This is a genomic window from Streptomyces sp. NPDC048171 (genome assembly GCF_043202655.1).
Lineage (GTDB): Bacteria > Actinomycetota > Actinomycetes > Streptomycetales > Streptomycetaceae > Streptomyces.
The window spans coordinates 125,834-151,554 of sequence record NZ_JBIDAU010000008.1; the positions used below are offsets into that span (position 1 = coordinate 125,834).

At 72.4% G+C, this 25,721-nt stretch carries 22 protein-coding genes; 9 read left to right on the plus strand and 13 right to left on the minus strand.

Translation table 11 applies throughout. The annotated features are described in order from the left end of the window. The first annotated feature begins 4 nt into the window (after positions 1–4). From ACGF3J_RS23135 to ACGF3J_RS23150, 4 genes are read left to right on the plus strand one after another with little or no spacing between them, the layout of a single operon-like run. Positions 5–2,134: a hydantoinase/oxoprolinase family protein gene (locus tag ACGF3J_RS23135; RefSeq protein WP_161330925.1), complete on the plus strand. Its 2,130-nt coding sequence runs from the start codon at positions 5–7 to the stop codon at positions 2,132–2,134. Next, positions 2,131–2,745, plus strand: coding sequence for a hypothetical protein (locus ACGF3J_RS23140; protein ID WP_393854605.1), 615 nt, complete (start codon positions 2,131–2,133; stop codon positions 2,743–2,745). Before ACGF3J_RS23135 ends, ACGF3J_RS23140 begins: the two co-directional genes overlap by 4 nt. Positions 2,746–2,748: 3 nt before the next feature. Next, positions 2,749–4,029 (plus strand): TRAP transporter large permease subunit, encoded by a 1,281-nt coding sequence (locus tag ACGF3J_RS23145; protein WP_161330458.1) that lies wholly within the window; start codon positions 2,749–2,751, stop codon positions 4,027–4,029. Positions 4,030–4,056: 27 nt separating this feature from the next. Continuing rightward, a complete protein-coding gene (locus tag ACGF3J_RS23150) occupies positions 4,057–5,061 on the plus strand; it encodes a hypothetical protein (RefSeq protein ID WP_393854606.1) in 1,005 nt (334 codons plus the stop codon). Positions 5,062–5,129: 68 nt separating this feature from the next. Here the strand turns inward: ACGF3J_RS23150 and ACGF3J_RS23155 are convergent, their stop codons facing one another. Both ACGF3J_RS23155 and ACGF3J_RS23160 read right to left on the minus strand, forming a co-directional pair. Next, positions 5,130–6,704: an MDR family MFS transporter gene (locus tag ACGF3J_RS23155; protein WP_393854858.1), complete on the minus strand. Its 1,575-nt coding sequence runs from the start codon at positions 6,702–6,704 to the stop codon at positions 5,130–5,132. Positions 6,705–6,793: 89 nt separating this feature from the next. Continuing rightward, positions 6,794–7,432 carry a TetR/AcrR family transcriptional regulator gene (locus ACGF3J_RS23160; RefSeq protein ID WP_161325984.1) on the minus strand — a complete coding sequence of 213 codons (639 nt, stop codon included), beginning with the start codon at positions 7,430–7,432 and terminating at the stop codon, positions 6,794–6,796. Between the two features lie 317 nt (positions 7,433–7,749). Here ACGF3J_RS23160 and ACGF3J_RS23165 point away from each other — a divergent pair, with 317 nt between their 5' ends. Further along, complete coding sequence (locus tag ACGF3J_RS23165; protein ID WP_393854607.1) at positions 7,750–10,140, plus strand: phosphoketolase; 2,391 nt, start codon at positions 7,750–7,752, stop codon at positions 10,138–10,140. Next, a complete protein-coding gene (locus ACGF3J_RS23170) occupies positions 10,137–12,512 on the plus strand; it encodes a glycoside hydrolase family 65 protein (RefSeq protein WP_393854608.1) in 2,376 nt (791 codons plus the stop codon). Before ACGF3J_RS23165 ends, ACGF3J_RS23170 begins: the two co-directional genes overlap by 4 nt. A gap of 13 nt (positions 12,513–12,525) precedes the next feature. On the opposite strand, the gene ACGF3J_RS23175 is transcribed toward ACGF3J_RS23170, so the two are convergent. The 7 genes from ACGF3J_RS23175 to ACGF3J_RS23205 all read right to left on the minus strand — a co-directional run bounded on the left by ACGF3J_RS23175 (position 12,526) and on the right by ACGF3J_RS23205 (position 19,136). Then, positions 12,526–12,972, minus strand: a complete 447-nt coding sequence (locus ACGF3J_RS23175) for a hypothetical protein (RefSeq protein ID WP_393854609.1) — start codon at positions 12,970–12,972, stop codon at positions 12,526–12,528. Positions 12,973–13,091: 119 nt separating this feature from the next. Then, a complete protein-coding gene (locus ACGF3J_RS23180) occupies positions 13,092–14,354 on the minus strand; it encodes an arginine deiminase (protein ID WP_161327906.1) in 1,263 nt (420 codons plus the stop codon). Between the two features lie 20 nt (positions 14,355–14,374). After that, the gene (locus ACGF3J_RS23185) at positions 14,375–15,829 is read right to left on the minus strand and encodes a basic amino acid/polyamine antiporter (RefSeq protein ID WP_393854610.1); all 1,455 of its coding nucleotides are present in this window, start codon (positions 15,827–15,829) and stop codon (positions 14,375–14,377) included. Between the two features lie 78 nt (positions 15,830–15,907). Further along, complete coding sequence (locus ACGF3J_RS23190) at positions 15,908–16,771, minus strand: DMT family transporter (protein WP_161327908.1); 864 nt, start codon at positions 16,769–16,771, stop codon at positions 15,908–15,910. Positions 16,772–16,835: 64 nt separating this feature from the next. After that, entirely contained in the window at positions 16,836–17,621 is a 786-nt protein-coding gene (locus ACGF3J_RS23195; protein WP_393854611.1) for a BlaI/MecI/CopY family transcriptional regulator, read from the minus strand. A 187-nt stretch (positions 17,622–17,808) separates the two neighbouring features. After that, entirely contained in the window at positions 17,809–18,099 is a 291-nt protein-coding gene (locus ACGF3J_RS23200) for an SCO0607 family lipoprotein (RefSeq protein WP_393854612.1), read from the minus strand. 71 nt (positions 18,100–18,170) lie between these two features. Then, the gene (locus ACGF3J_RS23205) at positions 18,171–19,136 is read right to left on the minus strand and encodes a hypothetical protein (RefSeq protein ID WP_393854613.1); all 966 of its coding nucleotides are present in this window, start codon (positions 19,134–19,136) and stop codon (positions 18,171–18,173) included. 169 nt (positions 19,137–19,305) lie between these two features. Here ACGF3J_RS23205 and ACGF3J_RS23210 point away from each other — a divergent pair, with 169 nt between their 5' ends. Then, complete coding sequence (locus ACGF3J_RS23210; RefSeq protein ID WP_393854614.1) at positions 19,306–20,481, plus strand: GDSL-type esterase/lipase family protein; 1,176 nt, start codon at positions 19,306–19,308, stop codon at positions 20,479–20,481. Positions 20,482–20,496: 15 nt separating this feature from the next. On the opposite strand, the gene ACGF3J_RS23215 is transcribed toward ACGF3J_RS23210, so the two are convergent. Further along, positions 20,497–21,195 (minus strand): type 1 glutamine amidotransferase, encoded by a 699-nt coding sequence (locus tag ACGF3J_RS23215; protein ID WP_393854615.1) that lies wholly within the window; start codon positions 21,193–21,195, stop codon positions 20,497–20,499. A gap of 24 nt (positions 21,196–21,219) precedes the next feature. Beyond that, positions 21,220–22,341 carry a lipid II:glycine glycyltransferase FemX gene (locus tag ACGF3J_RS23220; RefSeq protein WP_393854616.1) on the minus strand — a complete coding sequence of 374 codons (1,122 nt, stop codon included), beginning with the start codon at positions 22,339–22,341 and terminating at the stop codon, positions 21,220–21,222. Positions 22,342–22,603: 262 nt separating this feature from the next. On the opposite strand from ACGF3J_RS23220, the gene ACGF3J_RS23225 reads away from it, so the two are divergent. After that, entirely contained in the window at positions 22,604–23,602 is a 999-nt protein-coding gene (locus ACGF3J_RS23225) for a Ku protein (protein ID WP_393854617.1), read from the plus strand. A gap of 41 nt (positions 23,603–23,643) precedes the next feature. Here ACGF3J_RS23225 and ACGF3J_RS23230 read toward each other — a convergent pair whose 3' ends face one another. Continuing rightward, positions 23,644–24,486: an RNA polymerase sigma factor SigF gene (locus ACGF3J_RS23230; protein WP_122619175.1), complete on the minus strand. Its 843-nt coding sequence runs from the start codon at positions 24,484–24,486 to the stop codon at positions 23,644–23,646. A gap of 204 nt (positions 24,487–24,690) precedes the next feature. Here ACGF3J_RS23230 and ACGF3J_RS23235 point away from each other — a divergent pair, with 204 nt between their 5' ends. After that, the gene (locus ACGF3J_RS23235; protein WP_161331984.1) at positions 24,691–25,047 is read left to right on the plus strand and encodes a PRC-barrel domain-containing protein; all 357 of its coding nucleotides are present in this window, start codon (positions 24,691–24,693) and stop codon (positions 25,045–25,047) included. 84 nt (positions 25,048–25,131) lie between these two features. Here ACGF3J_RS23235 and ACGF3J_RS23240 read toward each other — a convergent pair whose 3' ends face one another. After that, positions 25,132–25,695: a Dps family protein gene (locus ACGF3J_RS23240; RefSeq protein WP_122619177.1), complete on the minus strand. Its 564-nt coding sequence runs from the start codon at positions 25,693–25,695 to the stop codon at positions 25,132–25,134. Positions 25,696–25,721: the final 26 nt, after the last annotated feature.

A 25,721-nucleotide genomic window follows, 5' to 3' on the forward strand; every position in this document is an offset into this window, starting at 1 on the left:
GGACATGACCACCCACCGCATCCGCGTCGGCATCGACGTGGGCGGAACCTTCACCGACGCCGTGGCGGTAGACGCCACGACGCTCCGGCTCGTGGGCCAGGTGAAGGTCCCCACGAGCCACCATCACGAGGACGGCGTCGCCCACGGCATCGTCGAAGCGCTCGACCGGCTGCTGACGCAGACCGGACACGCACCCGCCGACGTCGCCTTCCTGGCACACGGCACGACCCAGGCTACCAACGCCCTGCTGGAGGGCGACGTCGCCACCGTCGGCCTGCTCGGCATCGGCACCGGCGGCGGCACGTACTTCACCCGCCGCCTGGCCTCGCTCGCCAAGCTCGAACTCACGCCCGGCAAACGGCTGCCGCTGCACTACGCGCACGTGCCCGACCCCGACGACGCCACCGCCGTACAAACCGCCGTCGCACGGCTCACCGCGGCCGGCGCGGAGGCGCTGGTGGCCAGCGAACCGTTCGGCGTCGACCGGCCCGAGGGCGAGACGGCGGTCGCCGAGGCGGCCCGCGCCACCGGCCTGCCGACCACCGCGGCCCACGAGATCACCTCGCTGTACGGACTGCGCAAGCGCACCCGCACCGCCGTGGTCAACGCGGCGATCCTGCCGCGCATGCTGGCCACCGCCGACCTCGTCGACGCCTCCATCACCAAGGCGGGCGTCACCGCGCCGCTGATGGTGATGCGCTGCGACGGGGGAGTGATGTCCCTCGACGAGATGCGGCGCAGGCCCCTGCTGACCGTGCTGTCGGGTCCCGCGGCCGGGGTGGCCGGGGCGCTGATGCAGGAACGCGTCAGCGAGGGCGTGTTCCTGGAGACGGGCGGCACCTCCACCGACATCAGCGTCGTCAAGCGCGGCAAGGTCGCGGTCCGCCACGCCACCATCCTCGGCCGCACCTCGTACCTCAACGCCCTCGACGTGCGCACGGTCGGCGTCGGCGGCGGCTCCATGGTGCGCGTCTCCGGCGGCCGCGTCACCGGCACCGGACCACGCAGCGCGCACATCGCGGGCCTGCCGTACGCCTGCTTCGCCGACCCGGCCGACCTGCGGGACGCGACGCTCACCACGATCAGCCCGCTGCCCGGCGACCCCGCCGACTACGCGGTGCTCGACGCCGCGGGCGGCCGGTTCGCGCTCACCATGACCTGCGCCGCCAACGCGCTCGGCCGGGTCCCCGAGGGCGACTTCGCGCACGCCGACCCCGGCACCGCCCGTGCCGCCCTGGCCCCGCTCGCCGCCGCCCTCGGCACCGACGTCCCCACCGCCGCCGCCCGGCTCCTGGACGCCGGGACCGACCAGGTGAAGGCCGTCGTGGACGACCTGGCCCGCGAGTACCGCCTTGACACCGACACCGCCGTCCTGGTCGGGGGAGGCGGCGGCGCGGCCTCCGTCACCCCGCACCTGGCCGACCGCACCGGCATGACCGGCCGCATCGCCCGGAACAACGAGGTCATCAGCCCCATCGGCGTCGCCCTCGCCCTGGTCCGCGAACAGGTCGAGCGGATCGTGCCCGGCGCGACCCAGGAGCAGATCCTCGCCGTCCGCGCCGAGGCCGAACGCGCCGTGGTCGAACAGGGCGCCGCCGCCGACGGCGTCGAGGTCGAGGTCACCGTCGACCCGCAGACCAACGTCGTACGCGCCATCGCCACCGGCGCGACCGAACTGCGCACCCAGGACCGGGCACACCGCGCCGACGACGACGAGCGGCTGCGCCTGGCCGCCACCAGCCTCAGGACCGAGCCGTCCAAGGTGGACGTGCTCGCGGGCACCCCCGCGCACACCGTCTACGGCACCGAGGTGCACCGCCGCTTCCGCCCCGTCCGCCACCCGGTGCGGGTCGTGGACGCCGACGGCGTCGTACGCCACCACGCGGCCGACGCCCGGGTCGAGGCGACCACCGTCGCGAGCGCCCCCGAGGTGCTGGCCAAGCTGGTGACCGAGGCCACCTCCTACGGCGACGGAGGCGTCCGCGCCCCCGCCGTGCGGCTGCTGGTCGGCTCCCGCATCGCCGACCTCTCCGGCGTCCTCGACCCGGCGCCGCTGCTCGCCCTCGCCCGGAGCGAGCTGCGCTCCCGCGCCGCCGACGAACCCGTCGTCGCCGTCCTGGAGGTGCGGGAATGACGGTCCAGGACACCCTCGCGACGGCCGACCCCGCCGCCACCGACGACATCGGGTGGGCGGTACGGCTGCTGGCGGCCACCCCCACCCACGAGCACCGCGACCCGGAGCTGCTGCGCCACTGGGCCCGCACCGCCGACGCGTTCGGCTCCGCGCTCGCGCCCGTGCCGTGCGCGGCGAGAGTCGTGGAGAGCGACGGCGGCCTCGCACACGGCCTGCTGGCCCGCTACACCTCCAGACCGCCCACGGTCGAGCTGTACACCGACACCATCGCGCTCGCCGAACGCGTCGTCGACGCCCGCGGCTGGCGCGCCTGGTACCCGGCGGGCTCCGTACGGGCCGCCGCCCTCGCCCACGAGGCGGTGCACGCCCACTTCCACCACGGACCCGCCCGCGCCGCCCTGAAGCACGCCCTCGGCCACCACGCCCTGCGCCTGGGCCGCCTGCGCGTGCCCGGCCACGTCGCCGGCGCCGAGGAGGTGGCCGCGCACGCCTACGCCCGCACCGTCTGCGGACTCGGCCGCAGCCCCCTGCTGCTGACCGCCGCCCTGGCCGCCGAGGCAGGGACCGGAAACCTCCCCTCACCTGCACGTGACGCAAGAAGAGAGAACTGACCCATGGGTGTCGTCATCCTCCTCGTCATGGCGGCCGGCGTCGCCGCGATGCTCACCCGCAAACTCCCCACCGCCTTCGCCCTGGTGCTGCTGGCCGTGGTCATCGCCTTCCTCTCCGGCGCCCCCCTGACCGGTGAGAACAGCGTCCTGGACACGGTCCTCCAGGAAGGCGCCCCGGCGCTCGCGGCCACCATGGTCGCCATCATCCTCGGCTCCTGGCTGGGCAGACTGCTCGACGAGACCGGCATCGCCGGCACCCTCGTCCGCAAGATCGTGGAGTTCGGCGGCGACCGGCCCACCGTCGTCGCCCTCGGCGTCCTCGCCGTCTCCGCGCTCGTCGGCACGGTCACCGGATCGGCGCCCGCGGCGATGCTGGCCGGCATCATCGGCATCCCCGCCATGGTCGCCGTCGGCGTGCCGAAGGTGACGGCGGCGGGGACCGTGCTGATGGGCATCGCGGTCGGGGTGCCCTTCGAACTGCCCGTCTGGCAGTTCTTCTCCACCGCGCTGGACCTGCCGGTCGACACGGTGCGCGGCTTCATGGTGAAGCTGTTCCCGTTCGCGCTGGTCGCCGCCGTCGCCTACGTGGTGATCGAGAACCGGCGGCGCGGCACCGAGCACGCCTGGTCCCTCAAGTCGGTGGCCGCCCGGCCTCCGTCGCGCCGCGAACGCCTCGGCGACGCGCCTTGGTACGCGCTGCTCGCCCCCGCCGTTCCGCTGGTGCTGGCCCTCGGCCTGGAAGTGGCCATCATCCCCTCCCTGCTGGCGGGCGTGCTCTACGCGCTGGTCACCACCACCCGGCCCGGCGAGATGAACAAGCGGCTGCTGCGCACCCTGTACGGCGGCTTCGAGGTGGCGGCGCCCCCGCTCGCCCTGTTCGTCGCGATCGGCATCCTGCTCGCCGCCGTCAAACTCCCCGGCGCCGTCGAGGCGCTGGAGCCGCTGATGAAGGCGGTCAGCCCGCAGAACCCGGTGCTGTTCGTCCTCGTCTTCACCCTGCTGGTGCCGCTCTGCCTGTACCGCGGCCCGCTGAACGTCTTCGGTCTCGGCGCGGGCATCGCGGGCGTCCTCATCGCCACCGGCATCTACCCGGCCGTCGCCGTCCTCGGCATGGCCACCTCGTACAACCAGGTCTTCGGCGTCGCCGACCCGACCAGCACGCAGACGGTGTGGGCCGCCCAGTACGCGGGTGTCAGCCCGCAGCAGGTCATGGTCCGCACCCTGCCCTACGTGTGGCTGGTCGCCCTCGGCGGCATGTGCGTCACCGCCGCCCTGTACCTCTGACCCCTCCCTCTCCCCCCAGGAGTCGACATGCACGAGCCGCACCTCGACCGCCGTCTGTTCCTGAAGGGCACGGCCGTCACCAGTGCCGCCCTCGCGCTGGGCGCCACCGCCGTACCCGCCGCCTCCGCCGCGCCCGGCGGCTTCCCCGACTACACCCACGTCCGCACCCTGCTGACGCCGTCCCAGCTCGCCTACAACCCCACCGGCGAGATCATCTTCCCGACCGTCCGGGGCGTCTACGACCGGCTGCCCGCGAGCGGCCGGCTGGGCCGCTACTACCTGTACTACGCCCCGCACGACGCACCCGGTGGCATCTGCCTGGCCTACGGCGACTCGCTGGAGGGCCCGTTCACGGAGTACCCGGACAACCCGATCGTCTCCAACAAGTGGTCGCCGCACTACTCCGTCAGCCACGTCTCCTCCCCGCACGTCATGTGGAACGCGGAGGAGAGGGAGATGTGGCTGTACTTCCACGGGGAGAACACCACCACCCGGCTCGCCCGCTCCAAGGACGGGGTGAACTTCACCTACGACAAGGTGGTGCTGACCACCTCGATGCTGCCGTCCGGCACCACGGAGACCTCGTACGCGAGGGTCTTCCGGCACGACCTGCCCTCGCGCGGCGCCCGCTACGTCATGGTGTTCATGCTGAACAACACGACCAACCACCGCGACATCGGCTGGGGCTGGTCCGCCGACGGCCGCACCTGGACGTTCGCCCAGCAGCCCCTGGTGCGCCACGGCGACGTCGGCGCGGTCAACGTGGGCGGACCGCACCTGCTGCACCGGAACGACAGCACCTACGTCGTCTACAACAAGGACAAGGAGAGCGGCGGCGACCTGATGATCACCGAGGTCGGCAACGACTTCTCGCTCCGCAGGCACCTCGGCGTCTTCTACGACTCCCGCGGTTCCGCGCCGGAGAACGGCCGCGCGGCCGCGCCCTCCTTCGGCACGGACGGCGGGGTGCCGTACATGATCTACGAGGCGGGGGAGCGGCTGGCGGGATCGATCGCGATGGCCCGCGGCTGACACACCCACTCCACGACGAAGGGGCCGCCCGTCCGAAGCGGACGGGCGGCCCCTTCGGGTCGGCCGGGTCAGGCGACGGGCGCCGCCGGGTCCTTGCCGGCCGGGGCGGCGGCCGTCTCGCCCGCCTCCTCGGCCAGGCGCTCCATGCCGCTGGTGGTCTTCAGCGGCTTCTCCTTGATGAACACGACGGCGACCAGCGCGAGCACCGCGAACGGTGTGGCGATGAGGAACAGGTCGGCCGTGGCGACGGCGTAGGCGTGCTCGACGATCGTCCGCATCGGGGCGGGCAGCGTGGACATGTCCGGGACGCTGCTCTCGCCCGACGCCTCACCACCGGGCACCGTGATGCCCGCGCCGCTGAGTCCCTTGGTCATCTCACTGGCGACCCGGTTGGCGAGGATCGCGCCGAGGACGCTGACCCCGATGGTGCCGCCCATGCTGCGGAAGAAGGACAGCACGGAGGTCGCGGCGCCCAGGTCGGCGGCGGGCACGTCGTTCTGGGCGGCCAGCACCAGGTTCTGCATCAGCATGCCGACGCCGACGCCGAGCACCGCCATGTAGAGGCTGAGCAGGCCGAAGTGCGTCTTGGCGTCGATGGTGGCCAGCAGCGCGAGGCCGACGGCCATGGTGACCGCACCCGCCACCAGGTACCGCTTCCACTTGCCGGTCCTGCTGATCACCTGTCCGGCGACGGTGGACGACACCAGCAGGCCGAGGATCATCGGCAGGCTCATCAGCCCCGCGACGGTCGGCGACTTGCCCAGCGAGACCTGGAAGTACTGCGAGAGGAAGACGGTCCCGCCGAACATGGCGACACCGACCAGGAGGCTGGCGACCGTGGTCAGGGTGACGGTGCGGTTCTTGAAGATGTCGAGCGGGATGACCGGCTCGGGCGTGCGGGCCTCGACGAGGACCGCGGCGACCAGCAGCAGCACACCTCCACCGGCCAGCGCGGCGGTCTGCCAGGAGGCCCAGTCGAACTCGTTGCCGGCCAGGGACACCCAGATGAGCAGCGCGCAGACACCGGCGACGATCAGGAAGGCGCCGAGCCAGTCGATGCGCACCTCGCGCCGCGTGGTCGGCAGGCTCAGGGTGCGCTGGAGCAGGGCGATGGCGAGCAGCGCGAAGGGGACACCGATGAAGAAGCACCAGCGCCAGCCCAGCCACGAGGTGTCCACCAGGACGCCGCCGACCAGCGGTCCGGCCACCGTGCCCACGGCGAAGACGGCACCGAAGATGCCGGCGTACTTGCCCAGCTGGCGGGGCGGGATGACGGAGGCCATCACGACCTGCGCGAGGGCGGTCAGACCGCCCGCGCCGATGCCCTGCACGACCCGGCTGAAGATCAGCAGGCCGACACCGTGCGAGAAGCCGGCCAGCAGTGAGCCGACGACGAACATGCCGAGCGACAGCTGGAGCAGCAGCTTCTTGTTGAAGAGGTCGGACAGCTTGCCCCACAGCGGGACCGTCGCGGTCATCGCGAGCAGTTCGGAGGTGACGACCCAGGTGTAGGAGGACTGGCTGGCGCCCAGGTCGGCGATGATCGTGGGCAGCGCGTTGGCCACGACCGTGCCGGCCAGGATCGCGACGAACATGCCGGCCATCAGGCCGGACATGGCCTGGAGTATCTGCCGGTGGGTCATCGAGGTGGGAGGCGCGTCGGCGGGCGCCTGGGGTGTGGTCACGACATCTCTTTCGGTGGTGGTGGTGGGTCGCGAGCCCGGCGCGGAGGCTACGCGGAGGGTGCCGGCAGGCCGGCGGCGAGGAGGGTGAACACCTCGTGGAAGACGTCGATGAAGGCGGCTTCCTCCTGATGGGTGGACCAGTGCTCCACGCTGGTCCGCACCGCGGCGCCCGCCACCGCGGCCAGCAGCCGCGGGTAGAGACCGGGCGCGGCCCCCTCGGCGCCGGTGCCGCGGAGGCGTTCGGCGATCGCGTCGGCCAGACCGGCCTCGGCCGCCATGTGGGCGCCGACGCCGCGGGCCAGGAGGTGCGGCGAGGCGTGCAGCACCTCGGCGTGCAGTCGCCACAGCTCGTGCTGCTGCTCCGCCTCGGCCAGCTCCGCCGCCATGGCCTCGCGCAGGGCCTCCAGCGGGGAGAGTGCGGGCGGCGCGTCCAGGACGGCGCGTCGCATGCGCGCCCCCGCGTCCGCGTCGATCACGACGAAGGCGTCGTCACGCGTGTCGAAGTAGTTGAAGAACGTGCGCACCGACACCCCGGCCGCGGCGCTGATCGCCTCGACGGTGACCTTCTCCGCCCCGTGCTCGGCGGCGAGACGTACGGCGGCCTCCGCGAGGGCGGCACGCGTCGCCCGCTTCTTCCGCTCCCGCAGACCGCCTCCCGCGGCACTCTTCTCCGACATAAGTTGCATGATATGCAAAGATGCACAGTATGCAAAATTGATCCGTGGTTCAGCCCGCGCCGCGCTCTTTGTCACAGACCATGAACAACTTCTGTGTCCAGAGGCGAAGTTGGGGTACACCGGGCAGCAGTGCGGCCGTCACCGGGGTCGGCGCCGGTGACGGCCGCGCTGTTCGCGTCCGCGCGCCCTCCCGGCACTCCGTCCGGAACGCGACGTGACCCGAACGGCCCGCTCGGGTACCCGGCCGGTCGGCACGGGGTTGGGATGTGCACGGGACCCCGCGCCCTCGCCGCCCGACCGCCGTCCCGACCCGGAAAGGACCCCCGATGTCCGCCGACACGCAGCAGGCGCCCCCCGGGCCCACCGACGAGGAGCTCGCGGGCCTGGACGCCCACTGGCGCGCCGCGAACTACCTCTCCGTCGGTCAGATCTACCTGATGGCCAACCCCCTGCTGGCCGAACCGCTCCGCCCCGAGCACGTGAAGCCCCGGCTGCTCGGACACTGGGGCACCTCACCGGGACTCAACCTGGTCCACACCCACCTCAACCGGGTGATCAAGGCGCGCGACCTCGACGCGCTGTGCGTCTGGGGTCCCGGCCACGGCGGGCCCGCCGTGCTGGCCAACGCGTGGCTGGAGGGGTCGTACGGCGAGACCTACCCGGACGTCGGCAGGGACGCGGCGGGCATGGCCCGGCTCTTCCGGCAGTTCTCGTTCCCCGGCGGGGTGCCGAGCCACGTGGCGCCCGAGACGCCGGGCTCGATCCACGAGGGCGGTGAGCTGGGCTACTCCCTCTCGCACGCCTACGGCGCCGCCTTCGACCACCCGGACCTGCTGGTCGCCTGCGTCATCGGCGACGGCGAGGCGGAGACGGGCCCGCTGGCCACCTCCTGGCACTCCAACAAGTTCCTCGACCCGGTGCACGACGGCGCGGTCCTGCCCATCCTGCACCTCAACGGCTACAAGATCGCCAACCCGACGGTCCTGGCCCGGCTCCCCGAGGACGAACTCGACACGCTGCTGCGCGGCTACGGCCACGACCCGCTCCACGTCACCGGCGACGACCCCGCCGCCGTCCACCGCGCCACGGCACGGGCCATGGACACGGCCCTGGACCGCATCGCCGCCATCCAGCGCGCCGCCCGGGAGGGCGGGGCCACCGACCGCCCCCAGTGGCCGATGATCGTGCTGCGCACGCCCAAGGGCTGGACCGGACCGGCCGAGGTCGACGGACTGCCGGTGGAGAACACCTGGCGCGCCCACCAGGTCCCCCTCTCCGGCGTCAGGACCGACCCGGACCACCTCGCGCAACTGGAGCGGTGGCTGCGCTCCTACCGGCCCGAGGAACTGTTCGACGAGACCGGAGCCCCGCGGCCCACCGTCCTCGCCGCCGTCCCGGAGGGCACCCGGCGGCTGGGCGCCACCCCGTACGCCAACGGCGGCCTGCTCCTGAAGGAGCTGCCCCTGCCCCCGCTGGAGAAGTACGCCGTGACCGTGGACGCGCCGGGCGCCGCCACGCACGAACCGACCGCCGTCCTCGGCGACCTGCTCCGGGACGTCACGGACGCCACCGCGGACCGGCGCGACTTCCGGCTCGTAGGCCCCGACGAGACCGCCTCCAACCGCCTCCAGGCCGTCTACGCCGCCAGCGGCAAGGCATGGCAGGAACGGACACTGCCCGTCGACGAGGACCTGGACCGGCACGGGCGCGTCATGGAGATCCTGTCCGAACACACCTGCCAGGGCTGGCTGGAGGGCTACCTCCTCACCGGCCGGCACGGCCTCTTCTCCTGCTACGAGGCCTTCGTCCACATCGTCGACTCGATGGTCAACCAGCACGTCAAATGGCTGCGCGTGACCCGCCGTCTGCCCTGGCGGGCGCCGATCGCCTCGCTGAACTACCTGCTCACCTCGCACGTCTGGCGCCAGGACCACAACGGCTTCTCCCACCAGGACCCCGGCTTCGTCGACCACATCCTCAACAAGAGCCCCGAGGCCGTACGGGTCTACCTGCCGCCGGACGCCAACACCCTGCTCTCCGTCGCCGACCACGCGCTGCGCAGCCGCGACTACGTCAACGTGATCGTCGCCGGCAAGCAGCCCTGCTTCGACTGGCTGTCCATGGAGGAGGCGAGGACACACTGCGCGCGAGGTGCCGGCATCTGGGACTGGGCCGGCACCGAGGACGGCGGCCGCGAGCCGGACGTGGTGCTCGCCTGCGCCGGTGACGTCCCGACCCAGGAGGTGGTCGCCGCCGCCCAGCTCCTCCGCCGCCACCTGCCCTCGCTCGCCGTGCGCGTGGTCAACGTCGTGGACATCGCCCGCCTGCTCCCCAGCGGCGAACACCCGCACGGCATGAGCGACTTCGAGTACGACGGCCTGTTCACCGCCGACAAGCCGGTGATCTTCGCGTACCACGGGTACCCCTGGCTGATCCACCGGCTCGCCTACCGGCGCACCGGCCACCCCCACCTGCATGTGCGCGGCTACAAGGAGATCGGCACCACCACCACACCGTTCGACATGGTGGTCGGCAACGACATGGACCGCTACCGCCTCGTCATGGACGTCATCGACCGGGTGCCCGGCCTCGCGGTGCGCGCCGCGGACGTACGGCAGCGGATGGCGGACGTACGGCAGCGGCACCACGAGTGGATCCGCGAGCACGGGGTGGACCTGCCCGAGGTCGCCGACTGGACCTGGGCGGGCCCGCGATGACCGCCACCCCGTCGACCTGGGACTACGACCACTACGACGCGGGCGAGGAGCGGCTGCGCGAGTCGCTGTGCACGCTCGGCAACGGCTACTTCGCCACGCGCGGCGCGCTGCCCGAGTGCGCCGCGGACGACACGCACTACCCGGGCACCTATGCCGCCGGCTGCTACAACCGGCTCACCTCCACCGTCGCCGACCGCGAGGTGGAGAACGAGGACGTGGTCAACCTCCCCAACTGGCTGCCGCTGCGGTTCAGGCCCGCCGGGGAGGAGTGGCTCACGCCGGACACCGCCGAGGTCCTCGACCACCGCCAGACCGTGCACCTGGACTCGGGGGTGCTGGAGCGCCGCACCCGCTTCGGCATCGGCGGGGGCCGCGTGCTGTCGGTGCGCCAGCTGCGTCTGGTGCACATGGCCGATCCCCATCTCGCCGCCCTGCGCACGGAGTTCACGGCCGAGGGCGGCCCGGTCGACCTGGAGGTGGAGTCGGCCCTCGACGGGGGCGTCACCAACTCCGGGGTACCGCGCTACCGGGACCTGGACGGCAGCCACCTGATCCACGTGCACACGGGCAGCGCGGACGACGGCACCGTGTGGCTGCGCTGCCGCACCCGCACCTCGGACATCCGGGTGGGCATGGCGGCCCGCACCACCGCCGAGGCGCCCGTCACCCCCGCGCGCGAGCACCTGTGCGTCACGCAGCGCACCAACCCGCGCACGGAACCCGGCCGCACCGTCACCGTCGACAAGATCGTGGCCCTGCACACCTCACGCGACCAGGCGATCAGCGACCCGCTCCAGGCCGCGATCGACCGGGTGGCCGCCGCCCCCGGCTTCGACGAACTGCTGCTCTCGCACCGGACCGCCTGGGGCCAGCTGTGGCGCCGGGCCGAACTCGACGTGCCCGGTGAGGCGGGCAGCATCCTGCGCCTCCACCTCTTCCACGTACTCCAGACCCTCTCCCCGCACACCGCCGACCTCGACGTGGGCGTACCCGCGCGCGGACTGCACGGCGAGGCCTACCGCGGGCACGTCTTCTGGGACGAGCTGTTCGTCCTGCCCTACCTCAACCTGCACTTCCCCGAGGTGTCCCGGGCCCTGCTCCACTACCGGCACCGCCGCCTGGAACGGGCCCGCGCCGCAGCCCGCGCGATCGGCCGGCGTGGCGCGCTCTACCCCTGGCAGAGCGGCAGCGACGGCCGGGAGGAGACGCAGCAGCTGCACCTCAACCCGCACTCCGGCCGCTGGCTCCCGGACCACTCACACCTCCAGCACCATGTGGGCTCGGCGATCGCGTACAACGTGTGGCAGTACTGCGAAGCCAGCGGCGACGCCGAGTTCCTGCACACCAAGGGTGCCGAGACACTGCTTCAGATCGCCCGGTTCTGGGCCGACTCCGCCGTCTGGGACGACCGGCTCGGACGCCACCGCATCCGGGGTGTCGTCGGTCCCGACGAGTACCACGAGGCCTACCCCGGCGCCCGTCTCCCCGGCCTCGACGACAACGCCTACACCAACGTCACCGCCGCGTGGGTCCTCAGCCGCACCCTGGAGGTCCTGGCCGAGCTGCCCGAACCCCGCCGCCGCGAACTCGTCGAACGCACCGCTCTGGGCGACGGCGAACTCGAACAGTGGGACAGCGTCTCCCGCACCCTCCACGTCCCCTTCCACGAAGGCGTCGTCAGCCAGTTCGAGGGCTACGGCGACCTCGCCGAACTCGACTGGGCCGGGTACCGGGAGCGCTACGGCGACATCCGGCGCCTCGACCGCGTCCTGGAGGCCGAGAACGACAGCGTGAACAACTACCAGGCGTCCAAACAGGCCGACGTGCTGATGCTGGGCTACCTGTTCTCGCCGGCCGAACTCCTGTCCCTCTTCGGCAGGCTGGGCTACCACCTGGACGAGGAGACCTGGCAGCGCACCGTCGACTACTACCTGGCCCGCACCAGCCACGGCTCCACCCTCAGCGGACTGGTCCACGGCTGGATCCTGGCCCGCGCCCGGCGCGCCGAGGCCTGGACCTTCTGCCAGGAGGCGCTCAAGGGCGACGTCGCCGACCTCCAGGGCGGTACCACCGGCGAGGGCATCCACCTGGGCGCCATGGCGGGCACCCTCGACCTCGTCCAGCGCTGCCTGACCGGCCTGGAGACCCGTGCGGGCGCCCTGTGGCTGAACCCGGTGCCGCTGCCGGAGCTGTCCTCGTACGGGTTCTCCATCCGTTACCAGGGCCACTGGGGCGTCCGGTTCCGGCTGGAGCACGGCCGGCTGGAGATCGCGGTACCCGAGTCCGGACCGCTGCCGATCGACGTACGGCTGCCGGACCGCGAGGTGCGTCTCCAGCCGGGTGACACCTGCCGGCTCGCGCTCCCCGACTGACCGCCGGGGGCCGTCAGCCCGGCAGCGGGTGGGTCACCGTGCGCGGTGACCCGTCCGGCCTGCCGTCGGTGTAGGTCAGGGTGATCCGGCTGAAGTGCCGCTCACCCGGGTCCCCGTCCGAGGCCGTGGGCCGGTCGAGCCGGACCGTCACGGGGTAGGAGCGGAACGCGCCCGCGGCGCAGTAGGGGTCGCAGTCGTTGACCGCGTTGCTGCCCCGGCCCACCGCGGCCTCGGCGTCCCAGCGGTACCAGTGCATCGACACCAGGCGGCTGTTGCCGTCCCCGCAGGCCAGGATAAACGTCCCCGGCCGCACCTCCGGCTGCCCGGCGCAGTCCACCAGCACCGGGTCCGTCGTCTGCTGGGCCGGTGCCGTCGGTGCGGCGGTGGCCGTGCCCAGGGGTACCGCGAACGCGGCAGCGGCACACAGTGTGACCGCGGCCCTCATCGGGTTCCTGCCCATGTCTGCTCCCAGCCGTATCGGGATCGCTTGTCTCCGCTCTCCTTTCCCGTACGACCGTACGGCCGAGCCGTGAAACGCACCACTCGTACGGAGTACTGTGCCGTGGCCGCCCGGCGGCGTCAGAAGTCCACCGGATCACGGACCAGTGGACACGTCATGCAGTGACCCCCGCCCCGGCCGCGGCCCAGTTCCGCGCCCACGATGGGGACGACCTCGACGCGGGCCTCGCGGAGCGCGGCGTTGGTGGCGGTGTTGCGGTCGTAGGTGAAGACCACGCCCGGTTCCACCGCCACGGCGTTGTTGCCGCTGTCCCACTGCTGGCGTTCGGAGGCGTAGGCGTCGCCGCCCGTCTCCACCACGCGCAGCGCGGAGAGGCCGAGGGCCTTGGCGACGACGTCGACGAAGGGGGTCGTGCCCTCGTCGACGACGTCGAAGCCCGGTGCCCGGTCGGCGGGGCGCAGCGAGAAGGTGTGGACCCCGTCCATGATGCGCGGATAGAGCGTGACGACGTCGCGGTCGGCGAAGGTGAACACCGTGTCCAGGTGCATCGCGGACCGCAGCTTCGGCATCCCGGCGACCACGACGTGCTCGGCCGCGCCGTCGCGGAACAGCGCGCCCGCGACCTGGGTGATCGCCTGGCGCGAGGTGCGCTCGCTCATGCCCATGAGGACGACGCCGTTGCCCACCGGCATGATGTCCCCGCCCTCGAAGGTGGCCTGCCCCCAGTCGCGTTCGGGGTCGCCCCACCACACCGTCGAGTCCCGGAAGTCGGGGTGGAAGGTGTAGATCGCCTTCATGAGCAGTGTCTCGTCGTGCCGCGCGGGCCAGTAGAGCGGGTTCAGGGTGAGTCCGCCGTACAGCCAGCAGGTGGTGTCGCGGGTGTACAGGGTGTTGGGCAGCGGCGGCATCAGGTACTCGCGCGCGCCGGTCGACTCCCGGGCGAGCGCGAGGTACGGGGAGCGGAAGTCCTCGGGCAGGTCACCGGTGGCCAGACCGCCGACCAGGTACTCCGCGAGTTCCCGGGGCGACAGGGTCTCCAGGTAGGCGCGGGTCGCGTCGACGAGGCCGACGCCGACCCGGTTGGCGACGATCTTCCGGTCCAGGAGCCATGCCTTCGCCTCCGGGATCGCCATGATCTGCGCCAGCAGGTCGTGCAGTTCCACCACCTCCACCCCGCGCCGGCGCAGTTCGCCGACGAACGCGGCGTGGTCGCGCTGGGCGTTCTCCACCCACATCACGTCGTCGAAGAGCAGCTCGTCCGAGTTGGTGGGGGTGAGCCGCCGGTGCGCGAGACCCGGCGAACACACCAGGACCTTGCGCAGTCTGCCGACCTCGGAGTGGACGCCGAGCGCGGGCTGCGCGGCGCTCTCGTTGCTGGTCACACTGCCTCCTTGAGAAGGACTCACAGGCTGATCCACCCGGCCGCCAGGGCGACGAGACCGAGGACGGCACCCACCACCGAGACGGCCAGGACGACTAGTTCCCCGGGCGAGAACAGCGGCCTGCCCTGTTCGCGGCGGGCCATCACGAACAGGGCGGTCGCCGGGGCGTAGAGGATGAAGGACACCAACAGGAACTTCAGACCGGCCGCGTACAGCAGGAACGCCGTGTACAGGGTCGCGACGACCGCGCAGGTCAGTTCCCGCCGGGAGGTGCGGCCGCCCTCGGTGCGCGGATCGTCGCGGCTGCCGATGCGCACCGCGAACCCCGCCGCCAGCAGGTACGGGACCAGGGAGAGGGCACTGGTCAGGTTGAGCGCGAAGTTGAACGCGTCGTCCGAGAAGCTGGTGGCGATCAGCACCACCTGGGTGAGCAGCGAGGTCATCAGCAGCGCCGGCACGGGCACGTCCGCGGCGTTGGCACGGCGCAGGAAGCGGGGCATGTCGTCGTCCTTGGCCGCGACGAAGAGCACCTCCGCCGCCATCAGTGTCCAGGCCAGGTAGGCGCCCAGCACCGACACGATCAGGCCGACGCTGATGAACACCCTGCCCCAGGTGCCGACGGCCGACTCCAGCACGCCCGCCATGGACGGCTGGCGCAGTGCGGCGATCTCGTCCATCGGCATGATGCCGTACGACACGATGGTGACCGACGCGAAGACGGCGAAGACGCTGAGGAAACCCAGCACCGTCGCCCGGCCCACGTCGGAGCGGCGTCTGGCGTGCCGGGAGTAGACACTGGCGCCCTCGACGCCGAGGAAGACGAAGACGGTGGCCAGCATGGTGCCGCGCACCTGTGTGAACAGGGAACCGGCGTGGTCGTCCCCGCCGAAGTTGTCGGCGAACACACCCGGTTCGAAGTACACCAGGGCCAGGATGACGAAGAAGACGATGGGGACGAGCTTGGCGACGGTGACGACCCTGTTGATGGCGGTCGCCTCCTTCACACCGCGCCGGATGATCCAGAAGAAGGCCCACAGCCCGAGGGAGGACAGGACCACCGCGAGGGCGGTGTCCCCGTCGCCGAGGGCCGGCCAGACGGAGCCCACGGTCGACATGATGAGGACCCAGTAGGTCACGTTGCCCACACAGGTGCTGGCCCAGTAGCCGAAGGCGGCGAAGAAGCCCAGGTACTCGCCGAAGCCCGCCTTGGCGTACGCGTAGACACCCGCGTCGAGGTCGGGCCGGCGTACGGCCAGGGACTGGAAGACGAAGGCCAGCATCAGCATGCCGGTACCGGCGATCGCCCACGCGATGAGCGCCCCGGCGACGCCGGTCTCCTCGGCGAAGCGGCCCGGCAGTGAGAAGACACCTGCGCCCACCATCGACCCGACCACCATGGCGGTCAGGGTGAACAGCGGCAGTTTGGCGGTGGGCGGGGATGCGTCTTCGGCGTCGGAAGCAGCGGCCTGCGACATGCCGTCCCTCCGGGTGGCTGGCGACTGGGACCACTGTGCCCCAGGTGACGGAGGCGGGCATCCCGGCCGGGGCGCCGGTCACTGCGCGGTGCGCAGGTCGGTGCCGCGCCGGGCCAGGCTGAGGACACCCATGACGATCAGGCCCACGCCGAGCAGCTGCGGCACGACCCACCAGTCACCGCGCACGTCCTCGCGGTACAGGATCACGCCGAGCAGCAGGCTGACCGTGGCGTCGCCCAGGGTCAGGGCGGGCTGGGAGGCGACGAGCGGGCCGCCCTGCATGGCGTGCTCCAGGAGCAGCACGGCACACACCCCGGCCGCGGCGAACCCGTAGGTCTGCCAGGTGGTCAGGAAGCCGGTCACGCCGCCGGAGTCCAGGACCCGCATGGAGTCCTTCATCAGACCGGCCGTCAGCGCGTAGCACACCGCTGTGGCGGCGCCGAGGCATCCGGCGCGGGCCTTGCCGACGGGCCGCTTCAGTCCGGCCGCCGCCAGCAGCGCGGCCGCCCCGGCACATGCCACCAGCGCGGGCAGCCAGCGGTCCAGCGGCACGTCCGCCTCACCGTGGTCCGGTGCCGCCGAGACCAGCGCGACACCCAGCCCGACGACCACCGCGCCCACGGCGAGCCACATGACCTGGGGCAGCTTGCCGCCGGTCATCAGCGAGGCGAGCAACAGGGCCAGCGGAAGCTCCAGCACGAACAGGGGCTGTACGAGTGACAGGGGCCCCGTCGCCAGCGCCACCGCCTGCCCCACACCGGCCACCACGACGGCCAGCATGCCGCCGAGCCACACGGGCCGCCGGAGCAGGTCGAGGACGAGCCCCGGGCGGAATCCCTGTGACTGGGGCACGCTCAGCGCGGCACGCCGCTGGAGCACGGTGGCCAGCGCGTTGCTGAACGCGGCGAGGAGTGCGAAGAGCACCGGCAGCACAAAGCCCATCCACCGATACTCACCCCGGTTCCCCCCGGCCGCGCGCCGCACCGCGCCCAGGGGGACGGTGTGCTCAGCTGCCGCTCTGCGCGGACGGCTCCGCGGCCGCGCTGTCCTGCTTCTGCTTCGGGGCGGCGGCGTCGGTGGCGGTGTAGTAGACCGAGGAACCCTGCTTGGTGCGCTGGGCCAGGTTCTTGGCGACGAGCCCTTCGAGGGTGGTGCGCACGACCGTGGTCTTGACGTTGCGCTCGGCGTGGGCCTTGCCCAGCGCCGTGGTGACCTCCGCGGCGGACCGCGGCTCGCTCGCCTCGACGAGGTGGGTCCGCACCAGTTCGACCAGCGTGGGCTGGGCGGTGGCCGGCGCGGACGCCTTCTTCGCCGCGGGCTTGGCGGCGGCCTTCGTGGCCGCCTTGGTGGTGGCCTTGCCGGCCTGCTTGGTGCCGGCCTTGGGTGCCTGCTTCGCGGCGGACTTCGCGGCCGGCTTGCCGGCGGGCTTCGTCGCCGACGGCTTGGTGGCCTGCTTGACGCCCGGCTTCGGTGCGGCGGCACGCTTGGGCGCGGTGGCGGCCTTCTTGCCGCGCGAACGCCCGCGGGTGGCCGGCTCGGCGGGTGCGCCGTCGCGCGGCGAGGGCACGGTGGCCGCACCGGTCGCGGGCTCCGGCACGGCGACGCCGAGCGCCTGCTGCACGCTCACCAGCAGGGCGTGGTCGTGCTGCAGCGAGGCCAACTGCTGCTGGAGCGCGGTGAGCTCCGCGCTGACACGTTCCTGCTCCTTGACGTTGCGCTCCAGGTCGTCGGTGACCTGGACGCTGTACTGCGACGCCAGTTGGGTGGCGGACTGCGTCGTGCTCTCGGACATGAGGGTGACTCTCCTCGATTCGCGGCCGTGAAGGCTCGTGAGGAACGGCGGGACACACAGATAGTACGGACGAACAGCGTCTGTTGTTCCCCTGTTTGCTGCCGGGCCGGTATACCACGTATGGCCGCCCACGTGGTATGTGCCGCCGCAATCTCGTGTGTGTGTTCGGAACACATGGCCCCCGCACTCACCCGCCCTGGGGCACCTCCACGATCTTCCCGTTCTCGTCGACGGTGTGTGTCTGCCAGTAGGTGTCCCACTTGTCGCCGACGTGTTCGGGCACCTTGCCCTCGGGGTACCGGGTGTACCCCTTGGGCGGCTCCTCGTCGTTGGACACACATGCGCTGCCGGTGCCGCCGATGGACAGGACCGGGTACTCGCCGCCGCCGCAGGTCGCCTCCTCGACGGAGCAGCCGGTCATGACCGCCGCGGCGGCCACTGAGGCCAGGATCAGATGAACTCGCTTGCCGGTACGCACGATTGGCTCCCTCGGGTGACTGATGACCCAAGCCTCCCGCGACGGGTGGGACACATCATGAGTACGGATACTCAACCGGATGTGTCCCGCTGCCCGGTGCGCGTGACCAGACGGTCCACCCGGCGCGCCGCGGTGCGTGCCTCCCGCTCCGCCCCGGTCACCGCCTTCCGGGCCGTACGGGCCGCTTCCCCGGCGTCCCGCCGGTCCCGCCCGGTCCGGTCGAGGTCCTCGCGTGCCGCGCGCAGTTCGTCCTCCGCGGCCGACACCGCCTCGTGGGCGCGGTCGTGTTCCTCGCCCGTCCGCCGGAGCAGTGTCTCGGCGTCCGCCTGCCGCGCCTGCGCGTCCCGCAGTCGTTCCGCGGCCCGCTCCGCCTCCTGTTCGGCGCGTGCGAGGTCCTCCTGCCGTTTGCGGCGCCGCTCGGCGAGTTCGTCCTTGGCCCCGGTGCGAGCCGGTTCCTTCCGGGGTGGCGGTGCCGGCGCGGGTGCGGGTGTCGCGGGGGCGGCCGGGGAGGTGTCCGAGGGGAACTCCGACGGCGGGGTGAGCGAGACCTCCAGGCGACCGCCGGACCACCGGTCGGCCGCGTCCTGGTCGGCGAGGACCGCGCGCAGGGTCGACTCGACCTCCCGCTGCGCCCCTTGGGACAACCGGTGCCCGGCCTCGTCGGCGAGTTGCGCGGCCTGCCGGGACAGGGCGGCGACGATGCGCCGCCGCTGCGCCGACAGCTCCCTGAGTCCGGCGGCGTCCAGAGCGCGGTGCGCCTCCCGCAGTGACTGCCCCAGTTCCAGGAACCGCCGGCTCTCCTCCGGCTGGGAGCGGGCCAGCAGGTTCGCCGCCCAGGCCGCGAGCGTGGGCCTGCGGGCGGCGTGGATCAGCCGGGCGTCCTCCTTGCGGCCGTCCGTCCTCGCGGCGGCCGCGCGTTCCTCGCGGCGGGAGACGAAGTCGGACGGCGGTGTCGTGTACAGCTCGTCGAGGACCGACTCGACCGAGCCCGTGCCAGGGCTGCCGGTCTTCCCGCCCTGCCCGCTGCTGCGCCGCATGCCCTTCCGCCTCCTCCGCCGGGGCCCGCGCCCGTACCTCCTGTCTACGGTCACCCCGCACGCCCCGCGAGCGGAGCGACATCCTGTTTGCCTAATTGAATTAGGCAAGTGCATAATTAACGAAGGAAAGCGCGACGGAGCGAGACGTACCACCACCGCCGGAGGCGACATGCACACCACGGAAGACTGGATCACCACGCCTCTCACCGGGGACCTCCTGCGGGGCGCCCTCGACCTGGAGCGCACGGAGCACGGCCTGCTGCCCCACCGGCTCCCCGCCGCGGCCCGCGCCCAGAACACCGACGGACAACTCGCCATGGCCGAGTCCCAGCCCTCCGGCGTACGCCTGGTCCTGCGCACCCGTGCCACCGCGCTCGAACTGGACACCCTGCCCACGAAGCGGGCCTACGTCGGCGCCCCGCCACGCCCGGAGGGGGTCTACGAACTGCTCGTCGACGGCCGCCCGTCGGGCCGGGGCACCGTCGCGGGCGGCAACATCCTGACCATCGACATGACCACCGGCACGACGGACGTCGAGCGTGGCCCGGTCGGCACCCTGCGCTTCGCCGACCTGCCCGAGGGCGACAAGGACATCGAGATCTGGCTGCCGCACAACGAGACCACCGAACTCGTCGCCCTGCGCACCGACGCCCCTGTCGAGCCCGCCCCGGACCACGGCCGCAGGGTCTGGCTGCACCACGGCAGCTCGATCAGCCACGGCTCCGACGCCGCGGGCCCCACCACCACGTGGCCGGCGCTCGCCGCCACCCTCGGCGGCGTGGAACTCGTCAACCTCGGACTGGCCGGCAGCGCCCTGCTCGACCCGTTCACCGCGCGCGCCATGCGCGACACCGCGGCCGACCTGATCAGCGTGAAGATCGGCATCAACGTGGTCAACGCCGACCTCATGCGTCTGCGTGCCTTCGGCCCGGCCGTGCACGGCTTCCTCGACACCATCCGCGACGGCCATCCCACCGCCCCGCTGCTGGTCGTCTCGCCCATCCTGTGCCCCGTCCACGAGGACACCCCGGGCCCGCTCGCCCCCGACTTCTCCGGCGTCGCCGAGGGACGGATGAGCTGGGTGGCCACGGGCGACCCGGCGGAGCGCGCGAGCGGGAAGCTGACCCTGAACGTCATCCGGGACGAGCTGGCCAGGATCGTGGCGCAGCGGTCCGCCACCGACCCGCACCTGCACTACCTGGACGGCCGCGACCTCTACGGCGAGGCAGACACCGCCGAACTGCCCCTGCCCGACGGCCTCCACCCGGACGCGGCCACCCACCGCCGCATGGGCGAACGCTTCGCCAAGCTGGCCTTCGCCGATCAGGGCGCCTTCAGCGGCTGACCCCGGCCCCGACCCTCACGCCGAGACGACCGCGGCGAAGCGCCGGGCGACCTCGTGCCAGACCGCCTCGGCCGCGGGCTCGTCGCGCTCCGCCCGGCGGGACAGCTCCACCGGGTCCAGTCCGCTCGCCCGGAGCCGCCCGGCGTCCCACGCCCGGACCCGGTCCGCCCCGGCCTCGGGATGGAACTGCACGCCCCACGCCCGCTCACCGACGCGGAACGCCTGGTACGGGCACCGCTCGCTCTCCATCAGCCAGGCGGCGCCGGGCGGCAGGGCGGTGACGGCGTCCTTGTGGTGCTCGACCGCCGTCACCCGCGACGGCAGACCCCTCAGGAGCGGATCGTCCCCGGCCTCGGACCGCAGGCTCAGCGGCGTGCTCCCGAACTCCGGTTCGCCGTGGTCGCCCCGCACCGTCCCACCCGACACCTGGGCGAGCAACTGCCCGCCGAGGCAGATCCCGAACACGGCGGCACCCCGCTCCACCGCCTCCGCGACCACCGCGCGGGTCGGCGCGAGCCAGGGCGCCCGCTCGTCGTCGTCGGGGAGATAGCCGCCGCCGAGCACCACCACGCCCTCGTGCCGCGCACGCCGGGGGAGTGGCGCACCGGCGTACGCGTGCACCACGTCCAGCGACAGCCCCTCCGCGACCAGCCAGTCACCGAACCGGCCCGGCCCGCCACCGGCATGGTTCTGCACCACGAGCACCCGCGGCATCGCCCACCCCCACGCTCCCGCGCCTCACCTGCGCGACATGTACAGACTCAGAGCCTTGTGCAGCACCCTGTTGAGCGGGTAGTCCCACTCGCCGAGGTACTCGACCGCCTGCCCGCCGGCGCCGACCTTGAACCGCACCAGTCCCAGCAGGTGGTTGTCCTCGTCCAGGGTGTCGGTGATGCCGCGGAAGTCGTAGACGGCCGCGCCCCCTTCGTGGGCGTCGCACATCATCCGCCACTGCAGGGCGCTGCTGGGCTGCACCTCGCGACGGCGGGCGGTGGACGCGCCGTAGGAGTACCAGACATGCTCCCCGACGGTCAGCATGGTGGCCGCGGCCAGCACCTCCCCGTCGTGATGGGCGAGGTAGAGGCGCATACGGTCGGGGTCCTCGGCCGTCAGCGCGGTCCACATGCGCCGGAAGTAGTCGAGCGGCCGGGGGACGAACCGGTCCCGTTCGGCGGTCTCGACGTACAGCTCGTGGAACGCGGCCAGGTCCTCCAGGTCGCCCCGGACCACCTTCACGCCCGCCTTCTCCGCCTTGTTGATGTTGCGGCGCCACTGCTGGTTGAGGCCGCCCCGCACATCCTCCAGTGACCGCCCCGCGAGCGGCACCTGGCAGACGTAGCGCGGCTGTCCCGCGGCGAAGGCGTCCTCGGTGCCCGCCTCGGCGCGCCGCCAGCCCATCCCGCGCAGTCGTTCCGCGATCCCGTCCGCCCCGGCCTCCCGCACCGTGGCCTCCACGTCACCGAGCCGCCGGGCTCCCGGGTCGGCGATCGCGGCCTTCACCGCGTCCGCGCTCCAGCGCCGGGCCACCACCGGGGGACCCATCTTGACCGAGAAGGCACCCCGCGAGCGCAGATACGCGAGCATCGGCTCCAGCAGGCCCTCCAGGTCCGCGGCGCCCCAGTCGATGACCGGGCCCTCGGGCAGGTACGCCAGACAGCGACGCAGCCTCGGCAACGGCCGCATCAGCACCAGCCCGGCGCCCACGAGCACGCCGTCCTCGTCGAACCAGCCCAGGCTCTCGGCGTGCCAGTCGGGTTTCACGTCTCCCCACGCGGGGGTCTGGAGATGGCTCACGGACGGCCGGGCCGCGACGAAACGCAGGTGTTCCTCGCGGCTGATCGCCTTGACGTGCCGGCTCATGGGCGGCGCCCCTTCGTTCGACGTCGTTGGGTGGGTGGGGGAGAGACGGCCGGCGGGTCGGTGGGGCCGCCGTCCTCCTCACAGGGAATACCGGCGGCGGCCGATCCGCGCGGGCTACCGGCCGTTCGGGCCGCCCCGGCGCCGGCCCGCCCGCCGTGCGACGACCACGCACACCCGACTGCTCCGCCCGGCGCGCGGGGGCGGGCACCCGGTGCGAGCGTGGGTGGCCCGGACGGTGTGGGACAGGACGGAGCGGACGGTCATGGCACGGGCGATCTGGACCGGTGTGATCACGTTCGGGCTGGTCTCCGTGCCCGTCGGCCTCTTCACCGCGACCGAGGACCACACGGTCCACTTCCACCAGTTGCAGCGCGGCACCTCGGACCGGATCCGCAACCGGCGGGTCAACCAGCGCACCGGCGACGAGGTCGACGCCGCCGACATCGTCAAGGGATTCGAGGTGAACGACGGCGAGTACGTCGTCGTGGAACCCGGCGAACTCGACGAGATCGCGCCGGGCCGCTCCCGCACCCTGGAGATCACCGACTTCGTCGACCTGGACCGGATCGAGCCGGTGTACTTCGGCCGCACCTACTACGTCGCCCCGCGCGGTGAGGCATACCTCAAGGTCTACGAGTTGCTGCGCACCGCGCTCGCCGAGACCGGCAAGGCCGGCGTCGCCACCTTCGTGATGCGCAACCGGCAGTACCTCACCGCGCTCCGGGCCGAGGACCGGGTCCTGCTGCTCCAGACGCTGCACTGGGCCGACGAGGTCCGCGACCCGGTCGAGGAACTGCCGGAGCTGCCGACGGGCCGGGTGGGCCGCGGCAAGGAACTGGACATGGCGCTGCGGCTGGTCGAGGCCCTCAGCGGCCCCTGGGACCCGGCCCGCTACCACGACACGTACCAGGAGAAGGTCCGCGAGCTGGTCCGGGCCAAGGCCGAGGGCGAGGAGATCGCCGTCGCGGAGGAGGCACCGCGGGCCACCGACGTCGTCGACCTGATGGACGTACTGCGGGGCAGCCTGGAACAGGCGCAGGACGCGGGCGGCAAGCGGTCGTCCGCACCTCGGAAGAAGGCCACCGCCCCCTCCCGCGAGGCCAGGCCCAAGCGGTCCGAGCTGCGGGAGCTGAGCAAGGCCGAGCTGTACCAGCGGGCCACCGAACAGGACATCGCCGGACGTTCGAAGATGAGCCGCGCCGAGCTCGTCGACGCGCTCACCGGTGCCGGTGGCCGCCGCAAGAAGAAGAGCGCCGCCTGAGCCGGAGACCCGGCTCAGGCGGCGCGCCGCCGGTCACGTGCTCAGGTGGTGCTGAGCATGCCCTCCCGCAGGCGGCCCAGCAGACGCGAGATCAGCCGCGACACGTGCATCTGCGAGACACCGAGCCGCTCGCCGATGTCCTTCTGGGTGAGCTCCTCGACGAACCGCCAGTGGATGATCTGCCGGTCGCGCTCGTCCAGCTGGGCGATCATCGGGGCGAGGGCGTGGAAGTCGTCCACGAGCGCCAGCGCGGCGTCGTCGGTGCCGATGAAGTCCGCGAGGGCCGACTCGCCGTCCTCGCTGCCGTTGATGGCGGCGTCCAGGGAGGCGGAGTTGTAGCCGTTGGCCGCGAGACGGGCCTCGACGACCTCGTCCTCCGGCAGGCTCATCAGCTCGGACAGCTCCTGCGTGGTGGGGTTGCGGCCCAGACGGCTGCGCAGCTCCTCGGTGGCGCGCGCCAGCTGGACGCGCGCCTCCTGGAGACGCCGCGGGACGTGCACGGCCCACGAGGTGTCCCGGAAGAACCGCTTGATCTCCCCGACGATGTACGGCACGGCGAACGAGGTGAACTCGACCTCACGGGTGAGTTCGAACCGGTCGATCGCCTTGATCAGGCCGATCATGCCGACCTGGACGATGTCCTCCATCTCCTCCGGGCCGCGGCTGCGGAACCGGCCGGCCGCGAAGCGGACGAGGGACATGTTCATCTCGATCAGGGTGTTGCGGGCGTACTGGTATTCGGGCGTGCCCTCCTCCAGCACCGTGAGCTGCTCGAAGAAGAGCTTCGACAACTCCCGCGCGTCCTTGGGCGCCACCTTGGACGGATCCGTGATCTCCGGCATGTCCGTGGTGGTGTGCGTCGCCTGTGCGGTCGTCGTCGCCATGATGTGCCCTCCCTGTCGATCGGCCCCCGTCGTCGTCACCTTGTTCGGCCGACGAAGGACCGCCTACCCCGGGTCACGCGCCGCACACCCCTCGATTTCCGCCGTTGCCGGACGGGCCCTGGGCCGGTGGGGCGACAGAGGCGCGACAGACGCGTGAAGCGGGGAACTAGACAGTGAGCGCGTTCTCGGAAGGGGAGAGTGGCCATGTTTGAAGCCGAAAACATTCGTGACTGGCGCGGCCAGGACGTCGTCGACCAGGACGGCCGCAAGATCGGGACCCTGGAGTCCGTCTATTTCGACACGCTGACCGACCGCCCCGCGTTCGCGACGGTCACGGTCGGCATGCCGACCCGGCGCCGTCTCGTCTTCGTCCCGGTGGAGAAGGCCGTCGTCGGGCCGGGCTACGTGAAGGTGACCTACGACAAGTCGCTGGTCAAGGACGCCCCGGGGATCGATCCGGACGGTGAGCTCGCGGCCGAGGAGGAAGGCGCGGTCTTCGAGCACTACAAACTGCCGTACGAGCAGGGCAGCCGCGGCGAACGGCGGCTCGGCCGGCGCTGAAGCGTCCGGGCCGGGTCGTCCGAGGGGCGGCCGGGCGCCGATGACGGCGGGCCCGGCGCGCCCCGCGTCCGGCGGGGCCGGCCGTCAGCCGATCTCGGCGCCGCGGGCCGCCGCCTCCTTCTCGGACTCCGCGCTGCCCGTCGCCAGGGTGCCTCCGGCGCTCTCCAGGTGGGCCCGCACGAACCACTGGAACTGCTCCAGGTCCCGGAGCTGGCCGATCAGGAGGTCCTCCGTGGCGGTGTCGATCTTGCCGGCCTCCTCGACGGCCGCGCGCATGCCCTCCACCACGCCGGTGTAGACCAGGTCGAGCGCGCCGAGGTGGGCGATCGCGTCGGCCCGGCCGATGGAGTAGTCGTCCCACTTCCGCTCCGACACCAGGGCCCCGGGCGTGCCCTGGGCCACACCGCCGAGCGCGGCGATGCGCTCCGCGACGTCGTCGGCCATGTCGCGCACCTGGTCGACCTGCGGGTCGATCATCTCGTGCACGGCGATGAAGTGCGGCCCGACGACGTTCCAGTGCACGTGCTTGAGGGTCAGGTGCAGATCGTTGAGGGCGTGCAGGCGCAGTCGCAGCACACCGATCAGCCGTCCGGCGGCCTCGCGCTCGATGCCGGGGACCGTGTACTTCGGGGTCAGGTCGTGCGTCATGGCGGACCTCAGCTCCTCATGTGTGT

Coding starts and splice junctions, on each gene's coding strand:
- ACGF3J_RS23190 (WP_161327908.1), bottom strand. CDS start 16,771: ATGGGCTTTGTGCTGCCGGTGCTCTTCGCACTCCTCGCCGCGTTCAGC.
- ACGF3J_RS23155 (WP_393854858.1), bottom strand. CDS start 6,704: ATGACCCACCGGCAGATACTCCAGGCCATGTCCGGCCTGATGGCCGGC.
- ACGF3J_RS23160 (WP_161325984.1), bottom strand. CDS start 7,432: ATGCAACTTATGTCGGAGAAGAGTGCCGCGGGAGGCGGTCTGCGGGAG.
- ACGF3J_RS23235 (WP_161331984.1), top strand. CDS start 24,691: ATGTTTGAAGCCGAAAACATTCGTGACTGGCGCGGCCAGGACGTCGTC.
- ACGF3J_RS23175 (WP_393854609.1), bottom strand. CDS start 12,972: ATGGGCAGGAACCCGATGAGGGCCGCGGTCACACTGTGTGCCGCTGCC.
- ACGF3J_RS23135 (WP_161330925.1), top strand. CDS start 5: ATGACCACCCACCGCATCCGCGTCGGCATCGACGTGGGCGGAACCTTC.
- ACGF3J_RS23185 (WP_393854610.1), bottom strand. CDS start 15,829: ATGTCGCAGGCCGCTGCTTCCGACGCCGAAGACGCATCCCCGCCCACC.
- ACGF3J_RS23145 (WP_161330458.1), top strand. CDS start 2,749: ATGGGTGTCGTCATCCTCCTCGTCATGGCGGCCGGCGTCGCCGCGATG.
- ACGF3J_RS23195 (WP_393854611.1), bottom strand. CDS start 17,621: ATGTCCGAGAGCACGACGCAGTCCGCCACCCAACTGGCGTCGCAGTAC.
- ACGF3J_RS23220 (WP_393854616.1), bottom strand. CDS start 22,341: ATGAGCCGGCACGTCAAGGCGATCAGCCGCGAGGAACACCTGCGTTTC.
- ACGF3J_RS23215 (WP_393854615.1), bottom strand. CDS start 21,195: ATGCCGCGGGTGCTCGTGGTGCAGAACCATGCCGGTGGCGGGCCGGGC.
- ACGF3J_RS23170 (WP_393854608.1), top strand. CDS start 10,137: ATGACCGCCACCCCGTCGACCTGGGACTACGACCACTACGACGCGGGC.
- ACGF3J_RS23210 (WP_393854614.1), top strand. CDS start 19,306: ATGCACACCACGGAAGACTGGATCACCACGCCTCTCACCGGGGACCTC.
- ACGF3J_RS23165 (WP_393854607.1), top strand. CDS start 7,750: ATGTCCGCCGACACGCAGCAGGCGCCCCCCGGGCCCACCGACGAGGAG.
- ACGF3J_RS23140 (WP_393854605.1), top strand. CDS start 2,131: ATGACGGTCCAGGACACCCTCGCGACGGCCGACCCCGCCGCCACCGAC.
- ACGF3J_RS23230 (WP_122619175.1), bottom strand. CDS start 24,486: ATGGCGACGACGACCGCACAGGCGACGCACACCACCACGGACATGCCG.
- ACGF3J_RS23225 (WP_393854617.1), top strand. CDS start 22,604: ATGGCACGGGCGATCTGGACCGGTGTGATCACGTTCGGGCTGGTCTCC.
- ACGF3J_RS23150 (WP_393854606.1), top strand. CDS start 4,057: ATGCACGAGCCGCACCTCGACCGCCGTCTGTTCCTGAAGGGCACGGCC.
- ACGF3J_RS23205 (WP_393854613.1), bottom strand. CDS start 19,136: ATGCGGCGCAGCAGCGGGCAGGGCGGGAAGACCGGCAGCCCTGGCACG.
- ACGF3J_RS23240 (WP_122619177.1), bottom strand. CDS start 25,695: ATGACGCACGACCTGACCCCGAAGTACACGGTCCCCGGCATCGAGCGC.